Origin of the sequence: Pseudomonas sp. MD195_PC81_125 (assembly GCF_014060985.1) — a bacterium.
Classification (GTDB): Bacteria; Pseudomonadota; Gammaproteobacteria; order Pseudomonadales; family Pseudomonadaceae; genus Aquipseudomonas; species Aquipseudomonas parakoreensis.
In genome coordinates this window covers 1-18984 of record NZ_JABULD010000151.1, presented here as the reverse complement: position 1 = coordinate 18984, position 18984 = coordinate 1, and the positions used below count along the sequence as shown (strand labels likewise).

17 protein-coding genes and 1 pseudogene are annotated in these 18984 nt (G+C 52.0%); 12 read left to right on the top strand and 6 right to left on the bottom strand.

Annotated features, from left to right (window positions below; genetic code table 11):
* From HT737_RS06740 to HT737_RS06695, 12 genes are all read left to right on the top strand, one after another.
* On the top strand, nucleotides 1–291 hold a 291-nt coding region (locus HT737_RS06740), incomplete at its 5' end, for a sugar phosphate nucleotidyltransferase (protein WP_306287181.1).
* Nucleotides 292–344: 53 nt separating this feature from the next.
* Complete coding sequence (locus tag HT737_RS06735; protein ID WP_182401935.1) at nucleotides 345–1268, top strand: glycosyltransferase; 924 nt, start codon at nucleotides 345–347, stop codon at nucleotides 1266–1268.
* Entirely contained in the window at nucleotides 1265–2227 is a 963-nt protein-coding gene (locus HT737_RS06730; RefSeq protein ID WP_182401937.1) for an SDR family oxidoreductase, read from the top strand. Before HT737_RS06735 ends, HT737_RS06730 begins: the two co-directional genes overlap by 4 nt.
* 364 nt (nucleotides 2228–2591) lie before the next feature.
* Nucleotides 2592–3056, top strand: coding sequence for a glycosyltransferase (locus HT737_RS32355; protein ID WP_374011141.1), 465 nt, complete (start codon nucleotides 2592–2594; stop codon nucleotides 3054–3056).
* A 1-nt stretch (nucleotide 3057) separates the two neighbouring features.
* The gene (locus tag HT737_RS32350; protein ID WP_308809977.1) at nucleotides 3058–3600 is read left to right on the top strand and encodes a hypothetical protein; all 543 of its coding nucleotides are present in this window, start codon (nucleotides 3058–3060) and stop codon (nucleotides 3598–3600) included.
* Between the two features lie 117 nt (nucleotides 3601–3717).
* A complete protein-coding gene (locus HT737_RS06720; RefSeq protein ID WP_182401933.1) occupies nucleotides 3718–4536 on the top strand; it encodes an ABC transporter permease in 819 nt (272 codons plus the stop codon).
* Nucleotides 4526–5893, top strand: coding sequence for an ABC transporter ATP-binding protein (locus HT737_RS06715; RefSeq protein ID WP_182401931.1), 1368 nt, complete (start codon nucleotides 4526–4528; stop codon nucleotides 5891–5893). Before HT737_RS06720 ends, HT737_RS06715 begins: the two co-directional genes overlap by 11 nt.
* Nucleotides 5894–5897: 4 nt before the next feature.
* Nucleotides 5898–10787 (top strand): glycoside hydrolase family 99-like domain-containing protein, encoded by a 4890-nt coding sequence (locus HT737_RS06710; protein ID WP_182401929.1) that lies wholly within the window; start codon nucleotides 5898–5900, stop codon nucleotides 10785–10787.
* Between the two features lie 64 nt (nucleotides 10788–10851).
* On the top strand, nucleotides 10852–11445 hold the full coding sequence (cysC, locus tag HT737_RS06705; protein WP_182401927.1) for an adenylyl-sulfate kinase: 594 nt from the start codon (nucleotides 10852–10854) through the stop codon (nucleotides 11443–11445).
* Entirely contained in the window at nucleotides 11442–11960 is a 519-nt protein-coding gene (locus tag HT737_RS31745) for an FAD/NAD(P)-binding protein (RefSeq protein ID WP_306287180.1), read from the top strand. The genes cysC and HT737_RS31745 overlap by 4 nt, the downstream gene beginning before the upstream one ends.
* 82 nt (nucleotides 11961–12042) lie before the next feature.
* Complete coding sequence (locus tag HT737_RS31740; RefSeq protein ID WP_306287179.1) at nucleotides 12043–12822, top strand: FAD/NAD(P)-binding protein; 780 nt, start codon at nucleotides 12043–12045, stop codon at nucleotides 12820–12822.
* A 126-nt stretch (nucleotides 12823–12948) separates the two neighbouring features.
* On the top strand, nucleotides 12949–14883 hold the full coding sequence (locus HT737_RS06695) for a hypothetical protein (RefSeq protein WP_182401924.1): 1935 nt from the start codon (nucleotides 12949–12951) through the stop codon (nucleotides 14881–14883).
* Between the two features lie 55 nt (nucleotides 14884–14938).
* Here the strand turns inward: HT737_RS06695 and HT737_RS06690 are convergent, their stop codons facing one another.
* The 6 genes and pseudogenes from HT737_RS06690 to HT737_RS06665 form a co-directional block, all read right to left on the bottom strand.
* Nucleotides 14939–16204, bottom strand: coding sequence for a hypothetical protein (locus HT737_RS06690; protein ID WP_182401922.1), 1266 nt, complete (start codon nucleotides 16202–16204; stop codon nucleotides 14939–14941).
* A complete protein-coding gene (locus HT737_RS06685) occupies nucleotides 16185–16610 on the bottom strand; it encodes a hypothetical protein (RefSeq protein WP_182401921.1) in 426 nt (141 codons plus the stop codon). Before HT737_RS06685 ends, HT737_RS06690 begins: the two co-directional genes overlap by 20 nt.
* 99 nt (nucleotides 16611–16709) lie before the next feature.
* Nucleotides 16710–17075: a GtrA family protein gene (locus tag HT737_RS06680; protein ID WP_182401920.1), complete on the bottom strand. Its 366-nt coding sequence runs from the start codon at nucleotides 17073–17075 to the stop codon at nucleotides 16710–16712.
* 15 nt (nucleotides 17076–17090) lie between these two features.
* A complete protein-coding gene (locus HT737_RS06675; RefSeq protein ID WP_306287182.1) occupies nucleotides 17091–17930 on the bottom strand; it encodes an aldo/keto reductase in 840 nt (279 codons plus the stop codon).
* A gap of 105 nt (nucleotides 17931–18035) precedes the next feature.
* Nucleotides 18036–18773 (bottom strand): glycosyltransferase, encoded by a 738-nt coding sequence (locus HT737_RS06670; protein ID WP_182401919.1) that lies wholly within the window; start codon nucleotides 18771–18773, stop codon nucleotides 18036–18038.
* A pseudogene (locus tag HT737_RS06665) lies at nucleotides 18770–18984 on the bottom strand (D amino acid oxidase (DAO) family protein); the annotation flags it as partial. The pseudogene HT737_RS06665 and the gene HT737_RS06670, both read right to left, overlap by 4 nt.

The following is an 18984-nucleotide window of genomic DNA, read 5'->3' as shown; positions in this document are numbered from 1 at the left end:
AAAATCACCGATGTGAATCGTGCTTATCTCGAACAGCAAACCCTTAATGTCGAGATGCTGGGGCGTGGTTTTGCGTGGTTGGATACAGGCACCCATGACTCTCTGCTTGAGGCGAGTCACTTCGTCCACACCATTGAGCAGCGTCAAGGCTTGAAAGTGGCGTGCCTGGAAGAAATTGCATACCACAATGGCTGGATCACTTCAGAACAGTTGGCAGTGCAGGCCGACGCCTTGAAGAAAACCGGCTACGGCCAGTATTTGCAAAAATTGCTGGACTCACCTTCCCACTGACTGAAACACCTCGTTTCGAGTGGGAGCGTTCAACCAGTCCGAGCAGGAAAGCTATGCCAGTAAAACATCCCAAGGTTGCGGTTTTGCTGGCAGCCTTCAATGGAATGCAATGGATCGAAGAGCAACTGGATTCGATTCTTGAGCAGTCTGGCGTCGATGTAACCGTTCATATCAGTGTTGACTCTTCAACGGATGGAACCGAGGCGTGGTGTCATGCCTATGCGGCTCGGCATCCTGCCGTCGTCGTGCTGCCTGGCGCTGGTACTTTCGGTGGAGCCTCACGCAACTTCTTCAGGTTGATTCGCGATGTACCGATTGAAGAGTACGAGTTTGTCGCGTTCGCCGATCAGGATGATGTCTGGTATCCGGGAAAACTTGAGCGAGCAATCCGTCAGATCGGTGATCGGCAAGTAGACGCCTACTCAAGTAACGTTGTTGCATTCTGGCCAGACGGCCGCACACATCTACTCGATAAGGCTCAGCCTCATACTGCTTGGGATTTTCTGTTCGAGGCGGCTGGTCCGGGGTGCACGTATGTGTTCAGTCGCCAGCTATCGAGTCCGCTCAAGGCCTGCATGCTTGCCAACTGGAGCGAGTTGCAGGAAGTCAGTCTCCATGATTGGTACTGCTACGCCTTTGCTCGAAGTAGAGGTTTCGAGTGGTTCATTGATGAGCAGCCTTCGATGAACTATCGCCAGCACGAGCGAAATCAGGTGGGGGCCAATACGGGCATCAACTCGCTGATTGCGCGCTACAAGACCATCCATGACGGCTGGTGGTTTTCACAAGTTAAAACGATCACGCGTTTGGTTGGGCTTGAACATGATGCTTTCGTCAAGCAGTGGTTTTCGTTGTCGAGGTGGCAGCTGTTGAGGCTTTCAATGAGTGCCTGGAAATGTCGACGCCGAGTGCGCGATAAGTTGTTCTTCTTTTGTATCTGCTGGGCGACGGCGGTAGTTGGAAAAAAAGCCAAATGAGCGGTCCACGAGTTCTGGTAACAGGCGCAACCGGTTTTGTGGGTGAGGCGCTGATCTTTCGTTTATTGCGAGACAAAGTGTTCACACCTGTCGCTGCTGTTCGTGGTGAGACGAGGCTGAGTGGACTCTGTCCGGTCGTTGCATTCGATCTGGAGGGGGATCGCGCCTTGCCGGGCCTTGAGCGTGTCGAAGTAGTCATTCACTGCGCGGCGCGTGTGCATGTGATGAACGATGTGGCGGCCGATCCGCTGCAGGAGTTTCGCAGGATAAACGTCGAGGGCTCTGTGCGCCTTGCCCGGCATGCCGCGAGCGCGGGCGTCAGGCGGTTCATCTTTATCAGTTCGATCAAGGTCAATGGCGAGATGACCCAGCCTGGGCAACCATTTTGTGCTGATGATCGACCCGCCCCCGTTGACCCGTATGGCGTATCCAAATGGGAGGCCGAAGAGCAGTTGATGCAGGTCGGCAAAGAGACGGGAATGGAGGTTGTCATCATTCGGCCGCCCCTGATCTATGGGCCAGGTGTCAAAGCCAACTTTTTCAATATGATGCGTTGGCTCGACCGGAGGGTGCCACTTCCGCTCGGCGGGATAAATAATCAGCGCAGTCTGGTTGCGATCGGCAACCTGGTCGATTTGATTGCCGTCTGCATTCGTCATCCGGCTGCTGCCGGACAGGTATTCCTGGTCAGCGATGGGGAGGATCTTTCTACCTCCCAACTGCTCCGCCGTATGGCCGTTGCGCTGAGCGTAAAATCATATTTACTGCCAGTGCCCTCATGGCTGCTGAGTAGTGCTGCGTCGCTGCTCGGGCGGCGTGCTTTGGCTCAACGCCTGTGTGGTTCGCTGCAGGTCGATATCGGTAAAACCCGCTCGGTTCTCGGCTGGTCGCCTGTCATCACGGTGGAGCAGGCGCTGCGTCAAACGGCGGGGCATCATGATTCCAGGCTCCAGCGCTGAGGACGCATTGCCCGATTGTTCCCTGTGGGAGGCCGTTTGTTTTCGGGCGTTGGCAAACTGCTACCCTTTTTTGCTCGCGGCGCGCTTGGTACCCTATGCCCCCGGCGCGGTGGCGCATTGTCGATGTTCGAGCGCCAGGCTCAGGGTTACTAATGTTCAGTTTTCCATATCAGCACCGGGCGGTGGAAAACGATAATGTCACTGGGCTATCAAATGGCAAGGCTTCGTCGTTATAATTGCAAATTTTGCGCGACTTGGAGCGACGCATGAGCCCTTGTGCGGCTCGATCGGCCAAGGGGTCGCTCGCCCTCAACAGACGGGCTGTCGCAGGCAAAATTTTATCATTTCAGCAACGGAGTGCTCGGTGGTAGCCCCCCTTTCCCCGGTTGTCCAAAATGACAATTCGGATTATCACGATGTGGATCATGGTCGGCCTGATTTCTCCGGGATCAGGGTGCGGATTGCGATTCTATTGTGCACCTTCAATGGTGAGCGGTTTCTGGCTCAGCAGTTGGAGTCCATCGCGCGACAGACTTGCCCTGACTGGTTTGTCGTGGTTTCGGATGATGGTTCCACCGACTCAACCCTGGAATTGCTGCGTGAATACTCCGAACGCTGGGGGGACGGCAAGCTCTCTGTCCGTCAAGGGCCGAGGTCCGGTTACGCCGCCAATTTCCTCTCATTGACGTGTGACAAAACGATTGAAGCCGACTACTACGCCTGGGCAGATCAAGACGATATCTGGCAGGCGAACAAGCTGGAGTGCGCCCTGCAAAAAACTTCAGGAAACGCCTTCGCAAAGTCCGGCGCTGTACTGTGGCAGAACTGAGTTGATTGACGAGCAGGGAGCGCGTATCGGCTTGTCACCCTTGTTCGAGCGTCCGGTCGGATTTGCCAATGCACTGGTGCAAAGTGTAGGTGGTGGAAACACAATGGTGTTCAACCAGGCGGCCCGACGGCTGTTTCAACAGGCAGGCGAGAATCTGGATGTGGTATCGCATGACTGGTGGGCCTATCTCCTCGTTGCCGGTGCGGGCGGCAGTGTCATTTACGATACCAGCCCGACGATTCTCTACAGGCAACATGATGCGAATGTCATCGGTGCTGCGTCGGGCGTGATGGTGCAGTTGATGCGGGTTCGCATGCAGTTTCGCGGTCGTTTTCGTGGCTGGAATCAAAAGAATATTGCAGCACTGGAATCGATCCGGTTCCAGTTGAATGAAGAAAGCCGGATGAGGCTGGATCGGTTTCAGCGAGCGCGAAGCTCTCGAGGATTGGCCCGGGTCATCTGGTTACGACGATCCGGGGTCTACCGGCAATCCTTATGGGGCAACCTTGGGCTGGTTTTGGCGACGTTGTTCAATGGAATCTGACACGCAGCCGGGCTTGGCTCCTTTCAGGAAGAGTTCTGTGGTAATTCAAGTAATGGTTGGGCGAGAGAGTTTGCTGGGGAATTTAAACTCCCTCGGATTTATTGAGGTTTTTAAAAAATGCTGAACTTTTCGACTTCGCCCAAGGAGATGCTCAATGGCATCTGGCGCAATAAAGGTCTCATTCGAGCGCTGGTGCAGCGGGAAATTGTCGGACGCTATCGCGGCTCGATCATGGGCATGCTGTGGTCATTGTTCAACCCGATTGTGATGCTGGTGATCTACACCTTTGTATTCAGCGTCGTGTTCAAAGCCCGATGGAGTGTGGATAGCAGCTCGAAGACCGAGTTCGCGCTCATGCTGTTTGCCGGCCTGATCGTGTTCAATCTGTTCGCCGAGTGCATTAACCGGGCTCCCGGTCTGATTGTCGGCAACGTCAACTACGTAAAGAAAGTGGTGTTCCCGCTGGAAATTCTTCCTTGGGTAACGCTGGGCGCCGCCATGTTTCATTTCCTTGTCAGTCTTAGCGTGTGGTTGATTGCTTACCTGATTTTCTTCGGAAAGTTGCAGTACACGGTTTTGCTGTTGCCGGTATTTCTCGCGCCCCTGATGATTTTCGTTGTGGGGCTGGTCTGGTTTCTAGCCTCGATTGGGGTTTACCTCAGGGATGTGAGTCAGATCATTGGAGTCTGCACTTCCGTTCTGATGTTCCTGTCGCCGATTTTCTATCCGATCACGGCATTGCCCGAACAGTACCGGCACCTGTTGTTCCTGAATCCGCTGACACCCGCAATCGAAGATACACGGGCGTTGCTTTTTCGGGGAGAGCTGCCGAGTTTTCTCCACTTGGGTTTCTACTATATCGCTGCAGCCCTTGTCTTTTGGCTAGGATTTGCGTGGTTCCAAAAAACGCGTAAAGGGTTCGCTGATGTCCTCTAATACAGCAATTGCCGTCAATAATCTGAGCAAGTGCTTTCATATCTACGACAAGCCGAGAGATCGGCTGATGCAGATGTTCGCTCGCGGCCGCAAACAGTACTTCCGTGAGTTCTGGGCCCTGCAAGATGTCTCGTTCACCATTGAGCGTGGCGAAACGGTCGGTATTTTGGGGCGTAACGGTAGCGGTAAATCCACTCTGCTACAGATGATCTGCGGCACCCTCAATCAGACTCATGGCGATATTCTGACCCATGGTCGTGTGGCTGCCTTGCTGGAACTGGGTTCCGGGTTCAATCCGGAGTTCAGTGGCCGCGAGAACGTGTACATGAATGCTGCGGTGCTGGGTCTAACGCGAGAGGAAACCAACGCACGCTTTGCCGAAATCGAGGCATTTGCGGAAATCGGCGAATTTATCGATCAGCCGGTCAAGACCTATTCCAGTGGCATGATGGTTCGCTTGGCTTTTGCCGTCGCCATTAACGTCGATCCACAAATCCTGATCGTCGACGAGGCGTTGTCCGTCGGCGACGAACTGTTTCAGCGCAAGTGCTTTGCGCGCATCGAAGCGATCAAAGCCAGTGGCGCCACGATCCTGTTCGTATCGCACTCCGGCAGTGCAGTCATAGAACTCTGTACCCGGGCGATTCTGCTGGACAAGGGCGAGAAGCTTGCTGAGGGTGTGCCGAAGGTCATCGTCGGTCAATACCAGAAGCTGCTGTACGCACCCGCCGGCAAGGTTGTCGAGATCCGCGAATCGATCAAGTCAGGCGCGCTCGAGCGACTTGAACTGGATCGAGAAGCGCAGCGTTCGGCAGTAGCAGTCGAGGCTTCGCAGGCCACGGACAACGGTCTGGAGGAATACTTCGATCCTCATATCGTATCTAAAAGCGTGATGTCCTACGAATCTCACGGGGTTCTAATCAGCGATCCACGCATCCTTAATGCCGCCGGCAAACAGGTCAACTGCCTCAAGCGTGGTGACAGCTATCGTTATACCTACCGCGTATCGTTTTCGACAGGTGCGGTGGCTGTCCGCTTTGGCATGATGATCAAAACGCTGGCGGGTATCGAGATCGGTGGCGCGGTTAGTGCGGCCAATGCGCAGGACTCTATCACTTACGTTGCAGCCGACGCGCAAATGGATGTCGAGTTCAAGTTTGAGTGTAACCTGAACCCAGGCACCTATTTTCTCAACTCGGGGGTGGTGGGTGTCGTTGGAGAGGGAGAAACCTATCTGCACCGCCTGAGCGACGCATGCCTGTTTCGTGTTCTGCCGGAAACTGCGATCACAGCGACCGGGACGGTAGATTTCAAATGTATTGCAGCCTTTACCACTTCAAGTGTTGAGCATAATTAATCTTATGGATGAAAAACAAATAGTCGTAGTTCTGGGCATGCACCGAAGCGGTACCAGTGCCATTACGCGCGGTTTAAAAGTCCTTGGTGTCGACTTGGGCGATAACCTATTGCCCGCTGAGTCTGGCAATAATGAAAAGGGCTTCTTCGAAGATGCGACGATCACTGCGTACAACGAAGAGTTGCTGGCCGACCTGGGTCACGCCTGGGATAGCTTGGTACCCATCAGCCCGGAAGAGTTGAGTTCACCAATCACTCAAAGCCATAAAATTCGTGCCATCGAGCATCTGCGCGAGAAAGTCGCGGACATAAAATGTTTCGGTGTAAAAGACCCTCGGATGTCGAGACTGCTACCGTTTTGGCAGGAAATCTTTGCCGAGCTGGGTTTGAAGGTCAGTTACGTCGTCGCTTTCCGTAACCCGAAAAATGTTGCCCATTCGCTGGTCAAACGAAACGAGTTCGAGGTAGAGAAGGGCTACTTTCTCTGGCTGGAGCACATGCTGTTGAGTTTGAAGTACAGCCAGGGTGCTTCAAGAGTTTTTGTAAACTACGAGCTGATGCTTCAGGAGCCTGAGAAGCAGCTCTGCCGAATCTCCAAGTCGCTGGGACTGCCGTTCGATCCCCAAGGACCGGAGTTTCAGGAGTATAAGCACGAGTTTCTCCAGCATTCGTTGCAACACAACAGCTTTACCCTTGATGGACTCGCCAAGGACGAAAAGGTCCCCGCCGATGTCTTGAATCTCAGTCTCCTGCTTTTGCAACTTTCGCGCGATGAGCATGCAGATGACCAAGCTGTTGTGGCTACGGTGAGTGAGCTTTATCAAGCGATGCTCACGCGTTTGCCGGCGTACCGGCTCATGCGACATTTCGATATAAATAACGCTTATCTAAGCGAGCAGTTGAGTGTGAAAGGCAAGAACCTGGAGACTCTCGAAGCTGATCACAACGCACTTGCCAGTGCTCATGGCAAGCTTGAGACGATCCACGCCGAGTTAAAAGCTGATTATTCAAAACTGATTGAATATCGTCACTGGCTTGAAGGCCAATACGATTCCTTTCAAGCCAATCTCTCCGAGTCGCAAGGCTCCGTTCAGAGCCTCGAAAATGACCTGTACCGCTACACTTCCGGGCGGTTTTTGCTCAAGTCGCTGGTCTTGCATATGGCCGAACGTTTTGGCTTGCGTTATCGAGGCGATAACCCCGCTGAAAGCGAACTGTTCGATGCTGATTACTACCTGAGTACCAACGAAGACGTTCGTGCCGCAGGTATCAATCCGTTGCAGCACTATCTCGAGCAAGGCTGGCGTGAGGGGCGTGATCCATCGGCTGGTTTTTCCACCAAGGCGTACCTGGAGCATTATTCAGATGTACGGCTGCGACGTATCAACCCGCTGATACATTACTTGCGTTATGGGTATTATGAAGGGCGACCGATTTTCGACACCAAGGGGCGCAACTATTACCTGTCCCGTAAAATAAGCCGTCACCGAGTTGTCGTGCAGCTGCTGAACCTGGTTTCGCAGCAGCCGGAATTGCTCGGACGTTTTGTGCGTGAAGCGCGGCGTGGTGGGCTGCGTCACGCGTTGGCGATTGCTGTTCGTAAACTCAAGCGTAGTCAGAAGCGATTTGCGCTGAGCCAGATCGCCAAGCCTCTCGGCGATGCGGCATTGACTGAGTACGAAGTACTGAGAGTCGTGCCCTACTATCTGGATCCTTATCTTTGCGAGGTTCCAAAAACAACCGCACAGATGGTTGCTGTTCATCTTCATCTGAGCAGTGAGCAAATGTCCGGTGACTGGCTTGCATATCTCAAGAACATCCCTGTCGAATTCGACCTGTACATTTCGCGCATTGGTGGCGGTGGGTCGAAGTTTGACAATAAACCGCTGCGCGCTACCGTTCCTCTGTTGCGCCAATTGGTTGTTGATGTCGTCCCTGAACACGTCGGCGCTATTGCATCGCTGATTGTCCAGTTCGGTGACCGTCTCAAGGAATACGACGTTGTCGCTCACTTGCATGACGACGCCGGCAACGACGACGGTTCGGGTGTCAAAGAGCGTCTTGATCTCCTCTGCGGCTCGCCTGCCAATGTCGGGCAGATTCTGCAATTGCTCGCTGGCGACGCAAAAGTGGTTTATCCCGTCGACATCCGAGCTGAGTCTGCGGACTACCATCAGGCTGGCTGGAGTGATACTGGAAACGTGATTGCCACAGTTCTGGAAAAGTGCACGGAAGTTGACGCCAAGAGTTTCCCGGGTGCGCAATTCCCACGCGCGGGCCTGTTCTGGGCGCGGGTCAGCACGATCAGTGATCTGTTACAACTGCCGTTGCAGTTTGAGCATTTCGCAAATGCCGGCGACGCTGTCGCGCCGGACATGTTGAGCCGTACTCTGCAGCGCTTGGTGCTGGTTAATACAACAACCAGTGAAGGGCGTAATTATCAGCTGGAAGCGCCGCAGATTTCTCACGAACCGCGCGACTACTACGAGCCGCAGGTTGATTACTCGGCCAGCATCAAACACGACACGGTCAAAGTACTGGCGTATTACCTGCCTCAGTTCCACCCAACGCCTGAAAATGACGAATGGCACGGAACCGGGTTTACCGAGTGGCACAAAGTGCGTTCGGCCAATCCGCTGTTCTTCGGTCATTATCAGCAACACGTTCCGCACGAGGACATCGGGTACTATCACCTCGACGGCCCGGCGCAGTTGCAGCAACAGGCCGAAATGATGCAGAAGTCAGGTGTTCATGGCCTGATTTTCTACCATTACTGGTTCACCGGCCGAATGATTCTTGAAAAGCCAGCGCAGATGCTGGTGGCCAATCCCGAGATCAACATGCCGTTTGCCTTTTGCTGGGCGAATGAAAACTGGACTCGCCGTTGGGATGGCAACGAGCAGGAAATTCTGCTCGGTCAGGTTTACTCGAAAGAAGATGCGCGTGGTTTCATTCGCTATCTCATTCCGTTCTTTAAAGACGAGCGCTACATCAAAGTAGACGGGCGTCCGATGCTGCATGTGTATCGTCCGTCGTCGATCGAGCATATCGAAGAATACCTGGAAGTCTGGCGCGAAGAGTGCGAGAACGTCGGCCTCAAGGCGCCTTACATGGTGGCGACATTGACGCGCGGTGCGACGCAGCCCCAAGACCACGGGATGGATGCTGCGGTTGAGCGGGTGCTGCACGACTGGACAGCTGACGCGGTACCAGATACTCGCAACCAGTTGCGTCCGTACTGGCCTCTGGAAGGTAACGTCATTAACTACGGTGAAGTTGCCGACCATTACATGGCACAAGATCTGGGCAAGGATTTCACCCTGTTCCGGTCTTTGGTTCCGACGTGGGATAACACCGCTCGTTACGGCAACAGAGCCTATGCGCTGAACAACTTCACTACGGAAAAATTCCAGACGTGGATGGAGTTTCTGGTCGACTATTCCGAGCAAAACCTGCCTGAAGATCGTCGATACGTCGTCGTCAACGCATGGAATGAATGGGCCGAAGGCGCACACCTTGAACCGGATACGCGCTTCGGTTATGGCTACCTCAATTCCATCGGTCGCGCACTGTCCGGTCAGGCGTTTGCAGCGACCAGCCATTTTGCACTTGCCACGGATTTGAAGCTCAACATCACGTTGACCTCCGACGCCTTGGCTCGTCTTGAAGCCGAACCGGAATCGCGTCGCAAATTCCTTGCGTGCCTGGCAGGTTCGAACGTGCTGCAGAATTGTTCGATCGCAGCGAACGATGATCAGGTCCGGCAGGCTTTAATGGCGCTGGGTCTGACCGTCGACAGCCATCAGCCCGCGGATGCTGACTTCACGTTGTTGTTCAGTGATATTTGCCTGTTTCCTGCATCGGCCATTGAGTCGTTGCTGAAAATGGCGGAACGACACAAGGGTTATGCAGTGTCCGCCAGTGTGCGAAATGATCCGCTGTTTGTGCAGGGTGAAAGTACTGTCAACTTCAGTATTAATGCGGATCAGGTGGCGTTCATGGCTTTACAACCGGTGGCTCCGGCGGCCGGATACAAAATATGCTGTGAAGCCACATGTTTCCGACTGCTGCCGCAAAGCGGAATTCAGTCCACAACACTCGATACGGTATCGACCATCGTGCGCTACCACCGTCGAGGTGACCGTGCGTCGTTGCTCAATGCGCTGCTTTCGTTGATTGCCCAATCCGGCTGCCGGGTGTTGCCTGTTCTGGCTATCCAGGACATGGACGACGAAGAAATAGCGCAACTCCAGTCGCAACTCGATCAACTGCCGTGGAGCGAGCATTGCGAACCGGTGATTCGTCGTTACTTCTCGACAGAGCAGACACCGGATCTGCGTTCGTTGATGTTGAACGATGCGCTGAAAGCCGTCGGCAGTGGCTATGCAGCATTTCTTGATTATGACGACATGCTGTTTCCGTGGGCTTACAGTTCACAGCTTGAGCAACTCAAGTCCAGCGGCAAGAACGCAACCTTCGGGCGTGTTTACTCCACCATGGTGGACTCGGCGACCGGGTGCATAATCAAGCGTGACAAAATTTATGATTACGGTGAAACCTATCGCGACTTCATCGAGCATAACCATGCGCCGCTGCACAGTTTTCTGCTGGATCTGAACCAGTGCGATCTGCAATCCATTAGTTACTTCGATGATATGAAGTACATGGAAGATTACTACCTGACAATGCAGTTGTTTACTCGCGACGGCACAGATTGGGCGTCATTGCGTACCTGTGATTTCATCGGTGATTACATTCACCGAATTGGTTGCGACACTCATACCCTTGCGCTGACTGACGAGCAACAGCGTGCCGACTTGCTCAACAGCGAGTCTTATCGCATCTGTGAGGCTCGTATCAAGGCCTTGCGTGATCGTCTGTTGCCCCAGGTATAGCGCTCAGGAGGCCCGCCAGTTCGCTGGCGGGCCTTGATCGTCTGATTTGAATAAGGTTAATCGAATGAGTAAGGATCTGGTTTTTCACGCCACGGCCATCAGCGCCTCGGCTCGAGCCCAGGTGAAAGGGCAAAAACCGGCAGTGATCTGGCTCACCGGGTTGAGTGGTGCGGGCAAGTCGACGATCGCCAATGCCTTGGAGCAAGCCCTGGTGGCCAAGGCACGTCACACCTTCTTGCTTGATGGCGACAATTTGCGCATGGGATTGTGCAAGGATCTTGGTTTTACCGATGCTGATCGAGTCGAGAACATTCGCCGTGTTGCGGAAGTTTCGAAGTTGCTCATTGACGCCGGATTGATCGTGATCACGGCGTTTATTTCCCCCTTTCACCGTGATCGCGCGATGGCGCGCGATGTGATCGGAAATGACGCGTTTGTCGAAGTGTTCGTTGACACCTCTCTGGAAGAGTGTGAGCGCCGTGATCCCAAGGGGCTCTACGGCAAGGCCAGAGCCGGACAGATAAAGAACTTTACCGGGATCGATTCCGCCTATGAGGCGCCTACGGATCCGCATATCCGGATCAACACTGTGACCGAGGATTTGTCCGAGTCCATCGCCAGAGTGCTGGATTACCTGGATAAAAGGTTTGGTCAATGAAAACCCTCGTCATCATTGGCGCTGGTTTCAGTGGCGCAGTCACGGCCGCGCAGTTTTTACGGCGTAGCCCGGCCGATGTGCGAGTCGTGTTGATCAATCGCTCTGGAACCATGGCGCGAGGATTGGCTTACGGTACGAACAGTTCGCTGCACCTGCTCAATGTTCCGGCCGGCAATATGAGTGCGGATGTCGATGATCCGGAGCATTTTCTACGCTACTGCCAGGCAAAAGACCCCGCCTATACGGCGTCGTCATTTGTTCCGCGCAAGATCTATGGGGAATACCTTACTTCAGTTCTGGACGATGCAGAGAGGCATTGTGCAAGTGGAGTAAAGCTGGAGCGTATCGTGGCGGAGGTTCGCAGTCTGCAACCTCGAAAGACGGGCGCGGTTGTCGAGCTGGCTAACGGGCAGCACATCGATGCACATCAGGTGGTCCTGGCCTTTGGTAATTTCTCACCGCTCGATCCTCCTGGGTTCTGCTCGTCGATGGGGGGGGGACCGTTATCAGTCTGATCCGTGGGCAGCGGGTGCAACGCAATCCGAAGACCCGAATCGGGCTGTTTTGCTAGTGGGCACCGGGCTCACGGCACTGGATGTGTCGCTGGGTCTGCTGCAAAGCGGACATAAAGGCCCTATCTATATGGTTTCTCGGCGAGGGCTTCGGCCCCTGCCTCATCGCCCGAAGCGAACGACTGATGAAGTCCCCGCCGATTTCGTCGAGCGACTTCTGCAAGCAGCGCCTTCGGTACGTGGCTATTTGCAATTGATTCGGCGTGAGATTAGCGCTAAGCGCAATGATGGGCTGGATTGGCGTGACTGGGTGGCGGCCCTGCGCCCGATTACTTCGAACCTGTGGCTTCGATTGCCGCTCACCGAGCGCCGACGCTTCTTGCGTCATCTCCAGCCGTATTGGGATGTACACCGTCATCGGGTCGCGCCAGCGGCCTATCAGCGTTTTGAAGAAGCGCTGAGCGCCGGACAAGTCCGATTCCTTGCAGGCCGTATCAAAAGCGTTGAGACGGGTTCTGATCATTTGCGTATAGGAATTCAACGACGCAACGAAAAAGCCTTCGAACAGCTAGACGTCGAGCAGGTTATTAATTGCACAGGCCCGACTACCAACTTGCATCGTGTCAAGGATCCCCTGATTCAACAGCTGTGCGCCGACGGTGTCATACAGGTTGATGCACTTGGCTTGGGATTGTGTGTCAACGAGCAACTGGCAGTCAAAAATACTTCAGGTGTTTGTTCCTCATGGCTGTATTACGTAGGCCCTATGTTGAAAGCCGATTATTGGGAAGCAACCGCTGTTCCGGAATTGCGACAGTATTCTAAAAAACTCGCAGTCGATCTGGTCGGGAATATTGGCGAGTGATGTCGTCGGAACCGCCCCTTGGCGGGCGGTTCCGAACAGTTGTCCTTGAGGATCGTTTCAGACCGTCATTTGAGTTTCGCCATTAGGTTGGCTTGAATCGAAAAATAAATGCTGGGCAGAGGGTTTATGAGATTTCTAACTTTAAAGTGCCTGGCAAGGGCATCGCTTTTTTATTGTGCGGCGCTGATTTTTTCTCTGATGCTGGTTTTTGGCTTGGGCGCAGTTCATAAAGACACTATTGTTTTTTTTGCAGAAACCAATAAGCCTGAATTCATGCAGCTGTATTTTCCCGTCTTCAAGGATGATTCGATTTATCCATCCTATTCGGCTGAGAATAGTGAGCGGGTTGCATACGAGGGGAAACCGGGGCTCGGCATAGGCTTGGCGTTGCCGGATGGCGCAATCAAGTCACTCAGGGTTGATCCTGCCGACAGTTTAGTCAATATGACGATAAAAAGTGTTCAGCTCAACTACCTTTTTTCCACAGTGACGTTAACGCCGACAGAGTTACTGGCGCGAATTATCCCGTTGCAAGGCGTCGACAAAATTGAAGTTGTAGGCGACGTACTTGTGATAAGCGCCACGGCTCCAGATCCACAGTTTGAGCTGTCAATATTTAAGCCTGGCCGAGACGTCAATTATAAAAGGTTGCTGTTGCTTAGCTTTGCCAGTTCGTTGGTCTTTGCCGTACTGTTTTTTGCACTGGCAAAAGGTGTTGTTCAAGGTTTACTGAAGATAGCTCCGGGTTTCTTCGTGCCCGTCAGTGTCACGTTACTGATAAGCTGGATGTTTTATCCAGGGTTTATGACATTTGATACATTTCATGCGCTTGAAGGAGCTAGAAGTGGCGTAGTGGATTCGACCTGGCCTCCCGTTGTAAGTTATGTCTGGCGTGTTGTTGATATTGTTTCGCGTGGCCCTGTAGCAATGTTGTTTTCACAATTGCTGCTTTTATTGGGGGCGGTTTACTATGTGATGTACTATTTTCTGAGAAGGCATACGCTTTCGACGGCATTCTTCCTGCTTTATCTGATTGTTCCAGTTGTGATTGGTACCATTGCTGCGATATGGAAAGATGTGCTGATGGCTTCTTTCTTTGTGGCGGCTTTTGCAGTCATGCTTGCAATGAAAGAGCCTAGGTCGCGTCCAAGTTTATTATTTCTATTTGGGGTCTCTATATTTCTGGTGTTTTTAGCTGTCTGTACTCGGCATAATGCAATCACCGCTGCTGTGCCTTTGCTGTTCTACTCAGTATGGATTTTCAGTAAACGTTCTCCCTCAGGACCAAGCTCTTTGGCCTTCGTGATTGTATCGGGCCTGATATTGAGTGGAGCGGTTTATACTGTAAAAATACAATTTGACAGGTATTCGGTACCCGAGTTTCGAGAAATAAAGGGTGCGACCAAACTCATTCGTATTACTAGGGTGATGGATATTGCAGGCGCAAGTATATGTGCTGAGAAGAACTTGTTTGAAAGTATTGCGCCGGCGCTTGCGTTGTCTGAGATCAAGGCTGGCTATGACCCAAGGCATTCCAATTTATCATCAGGTCTATTCTCAAAATTACCCTTCGATGAAAGTGTTGATACCCTCTGGTTTTCCGTAGTCAAGGAGTATCCGGTCTGCATTGGCTATAATAAGTTAATGCTTGCAAAGTTTCTCGTGGGGGGGAACTCAGGGGAGCCATTCCTCGTAGTGACGCCGCAGGTTGATTCCAATAAATACGGTTATAGTCTCCCGAGTTCGAATGTGCGTGACGAAGTTGTGCAGTATGTGCTGACGGCCTCGAAGCTTGTCATATTTAAACCCTGGTGCCTGTATTTGATCTCGATCCTGCTGTTCATGTTGTTAGTAGCCTTGAAAAAAGTCAGCGTAGAAATTGTCGTAGTGTATTTGTCCGCAGGCTTCTATTTTGCAGGTCTTGCTCTATTTGGAAATGCGGCTGACGCTCGTTTACTGTTTTATACAAACACGATGAGTCTGCTCGGTATCGTATTGATTACCGCCCAATTAGCAGGATTTCGCTTGAGGAAGACGGCGTTGGCAGGTACGGAAAGTTGACCTGGCAGGCGAGCGTGGCCATCAGGTGACGCTCGCCTTCGGGTACTCTGAAGATCTAGTTGGATAGCACTTTGCAAGTCAAAGGCTTGTGCTGATTTGGCCATGTTACATTTCTGAGTAACAAGCAAGTAAGCATGAGGATGATGATATCGCCAACGAGCAGAACCCTGTATCCAGACTCATAAGCTGTTGGTGAGAGACCTACGACAGCAGTTACGCCTGTATGCAATAGAAGTAGAAGTGTTCCTATATAAAAACTGCTGTTTGTCGCCAAGCTTCTTTTCATCAGGTAAGTAGCACTGATCAATGAGCTGATCGAAAGTGCGTACGAAAAGAAATAATTCAGACCAAATCCGGAGTTCAAGTTTCTTATTGAATAGTAATCATCGTTGCCGGTTGTGAATAAAAAGGAAAGGATGCTGCCTTGGAAAATTCCGCCAATGGTCAATATCAGTGCAGTGCGTTTTAACTCGAAAGTCTTTCCCATGGTTAACAAAACAAGTAGAAGTGCGATGATCTTCGGGTACAGGTTCATCGGGTCAATGTAGTGGGCGTTGAATATATCGAATCCATTCAAAACCTTTCTGATAAAAGAATATTCGGTGAATTCCGGCATGTACACTGCTTCCGTTGTCAAGCGTAAATAGTTACCTGGGGCAGTGATTAGAAGTGCAAAGCCCGCAATTACGATCAAGGCCAAAAGAGTTCTGAAGGTTGCCTGGTTTCTCCGATCCCAAATGAGCGACGTTGCAAATATTGCAATCATCGAAATTCCGACTTGTTCAGATTGCGATGCAATGAACGCCAATGGGATCGCGAGTATTTTCTCAGGTGTCGAAAAAGATGATGGTTTTACGAATAATGCGGATGCAAAAAGCCCGCAAGCAACTGGTAGTAAATAATTATAAAAACCGGTTACGTAAAAGACCGTCGTGTCTAGAATGGGGTGGCTGATTATTAAAACTCCGAACATGCACAGCGGTATCCCATAGGCGAAGTCGATCTTGTCCGAAAAAAACGATTTCCATATGGAGTAGGAGCTAAGGAGTAGGAAAGAAGGAATTGCCAGCTTCCAGAATGCTGGGGTGGCAATGGTTTCGTACATGATGCCTTCAATTGCTATTCGGCCTGTCCAAGTGTAGTAGCGCTCCAGCAAGTAGCTGAGCGAAGATGCTCCGGACGTTGCGGCTGTCAGGAACTTGGAGTCGTCGGAGAAGGTGTTGATGCTCAGTGTGAGGTAAAAACTCACGTAGAGTGCTACTAGAAACAAACCAAACAGAATTGTTTTGTTGTTCGATGGATCATTTTCCGGTGCAGACATTTGCGCCTCCGTAATGCATTACGCCTTTAGAGTCTTCGACATATAGTTCCAGTGACTTTCCATAATACGCCTGAAGGTCGCGGCGAATGCCTGTGGCGTGAAAGCCATGCAAGTGGAAGTCGCTCTTTATTTTGAGGAAATCACTAACATCTTTTCTGTAGATGCGACGCGTGAGTAGCTTTATTGCTCCACCATCTCCGCGGGCGTACAGATGGATTTTGATTGTGTTATCGGGAAGGTCGAGGAGCGCCCATCCGCTGGCGGAAATCCAGAATGCACCTATTTCGCAGGTGTCGAAGTTTGCTTTGAGTTCGGGTATGTAATTTTCTTGAAGGGGTGGTTTTGTAATTTTCGTAGTGTTGTTGGCGGAGAATAATATGACGGTTACAAGTACAGAGGAAATCAAGGCGAGGCCATAAGCTAGCCCCCCACCGATCGATCGGCTTATTGATTTTGAGTGAAAGATACTTTGGCACTTCGGATCCTCGTCAATATGGCCGGCATATTAATTGTTGAAAACAAATTTTTTATTTAATAAATAAAACGCAATCGTGTAAGAAATCATTGCAAATATTTGTGCAATTTCGGCATTGATACCTAACCACCGATAGCCCGCCAGAAGTACCAATTGGTTGATTGCGAACGAGACGCTGAACGCCACAATGAACTTCGGAATAGTGCTTCGATCAGTACTCGATTGATTGAACACAAATGTTTTATTGAGTATGAACGCTGCAATCAGGGCTATCACGTAGCCAATGGCGTTGGCATAGGACGGATTCATGTCAAAAAGCGTGATCAGCAGCAGGAAGACGCCGTAGCCGATAGCCGTGTTGGCGACGCCTGCAAATAAGTATTTAAGCGCTTGCATTGTCAGCGAATCTTCCTAGTCGGACGGCAGTTCTTCGAACAGTTGGGTGAAGATTTTCTGTCCTTTGCTTTTCTCTGCTAGCGTTTGCAATGATTTCCAATAGCTGAGGGTGCTGTCCAATTGATCTGTGTTTCTCGGGCCAATTACGATTCCCGACAGGGCGGGGTTCACAAATGAGGCGGCGAGGGCGAGTTCGTTGAGGGTTGTCGGCCTTGGTTCGAATTCGTGCGATGTGTTGATGAAGTCGACAAGCTTTTCTGTAAACGCTTGGGGAATGTTGATGTTGCGCAATTCCATCGAGCTGTTTGTTTTGGAGACTTCAGTTTTCAGGCCGCCCAGATTAATGCCATAGGCCAGGTATTTTGCATCAGGAAACCACGCTTCGTAGGCAAAGCGAGCGGCATGGGTCTTGAGGTTTTCCTTGACTTGGATAATCCATTTTTGCGACAGCGACGGATTGGCCTTGTAGTACGCCTCTGGGTGCCTGATGCCGGAAAGCCCGATAGCAAGACCCTGCTGTTCAAGCTTGGACATGGCCTCGACGGTCTGTGCGACTGTTGCGCCGTGCACACCATCATCGGAGCGATTGTCCCAGTGGATCGAGACGCACGAAAGTGCCGAGCCAAACTGCCCCATCAGAAGGTCGGATGCACGAGCAATGTCATCTGGCGCCAGATGGACGTCTGGCGACCCCATATTGTCTCTCGAGCCGATTTTTACCGTCAGTGCGAGGTTTGAGTCAGCGTTGTGCTCAGCCCAGTCCGCGAGCCAGCGAACAGCCAGACCGAAGTCCTCCGGACGCTTATTGATAGGGTAGTTGGTTGCGGTGTCGACCATTGTGCCGCCACTGAGCAAAAAACTGCTCAAGCAAATGGTAAGCCTGATCGCGTTCTATCCCCCAGCCCCATAGCGCTGTGCCGAGTACCAACTGCTTGTCGCTTGGCGTGAGTATTGGCATGTTCAGGCTTCACGTTGGGAGTTTTTGAGGCGTTGACGTAGAGAAGCCATGGCTTTGAGATACTCGATGGTCAGTTTGAGAACCTTCACTTTCGAGTTCGGATCGTCGGTCCAGGTGACTGGCAGATCCATCACACGGTATTTCAAGTGTTCGCCGGTGATCAGCACTTCGGTTGCAAAGAACCATCCGTCGCTATTGGCCCCTGTGTGCATCAGCGGCGCCAGAATTTTTCGTTGAAGAAACTTGAATCCGCACATGCCATCGCTGAAGGCGGTGCGAAAAATAAGTTTGACGATGAGGTTAAAGCCGAAGCTCGTGACATTTCTGAGTGGCTTGCGGCCAATGACTTTAGCGCCCTTCGCAAGCCGCGAACCGGTCACGATATCGGCCTTGTTGGCTTTCAGTGCCTCCAGTGCCGGGCGCAGGTGGCTCAGGTCGGTAGCCAGGTCCAGGTCCATGTAGCCGACGATTTCGGCGCTCGATTGCGACCAGGATGCTTTAAGTGCCCGGCCAACGCCACGCTGCTCAAGGCGAAGGTAGCGAACATCCGGGAGGGTTTTTTCCAGTTGCAGGGCTATCTCTTGGGTACGATCGGTGGAACCGTTGTCCGCCAGGACGATACGAACAGTTCCAATGTCGCTCAAGTTACTTTGAATATAGTTGTGTGTTTTGAGGACTTGTTCCGCCAGCGTTGACTCTTCGTTCAAAATGGGGATGGTGATTTCAATCAACGAATTCATGGTAGTTGCTCAGAAGAAGAGGAGGGAGTGCAGGACAGGTTTTCAGTATCGAGCTTTTCCAGCACGTCATAAATATTGTCGATCTTTCCGCCCAGGATGGAGTAACAACCTGGAAGCGTTTCGTGCTTCTCGAACAGGATGGGTCGACCATCGTCTCCCTCGTTTTTGGTGAGGATTGTTTTGACTTCGAAAAGCGAATCGACGTATTTGG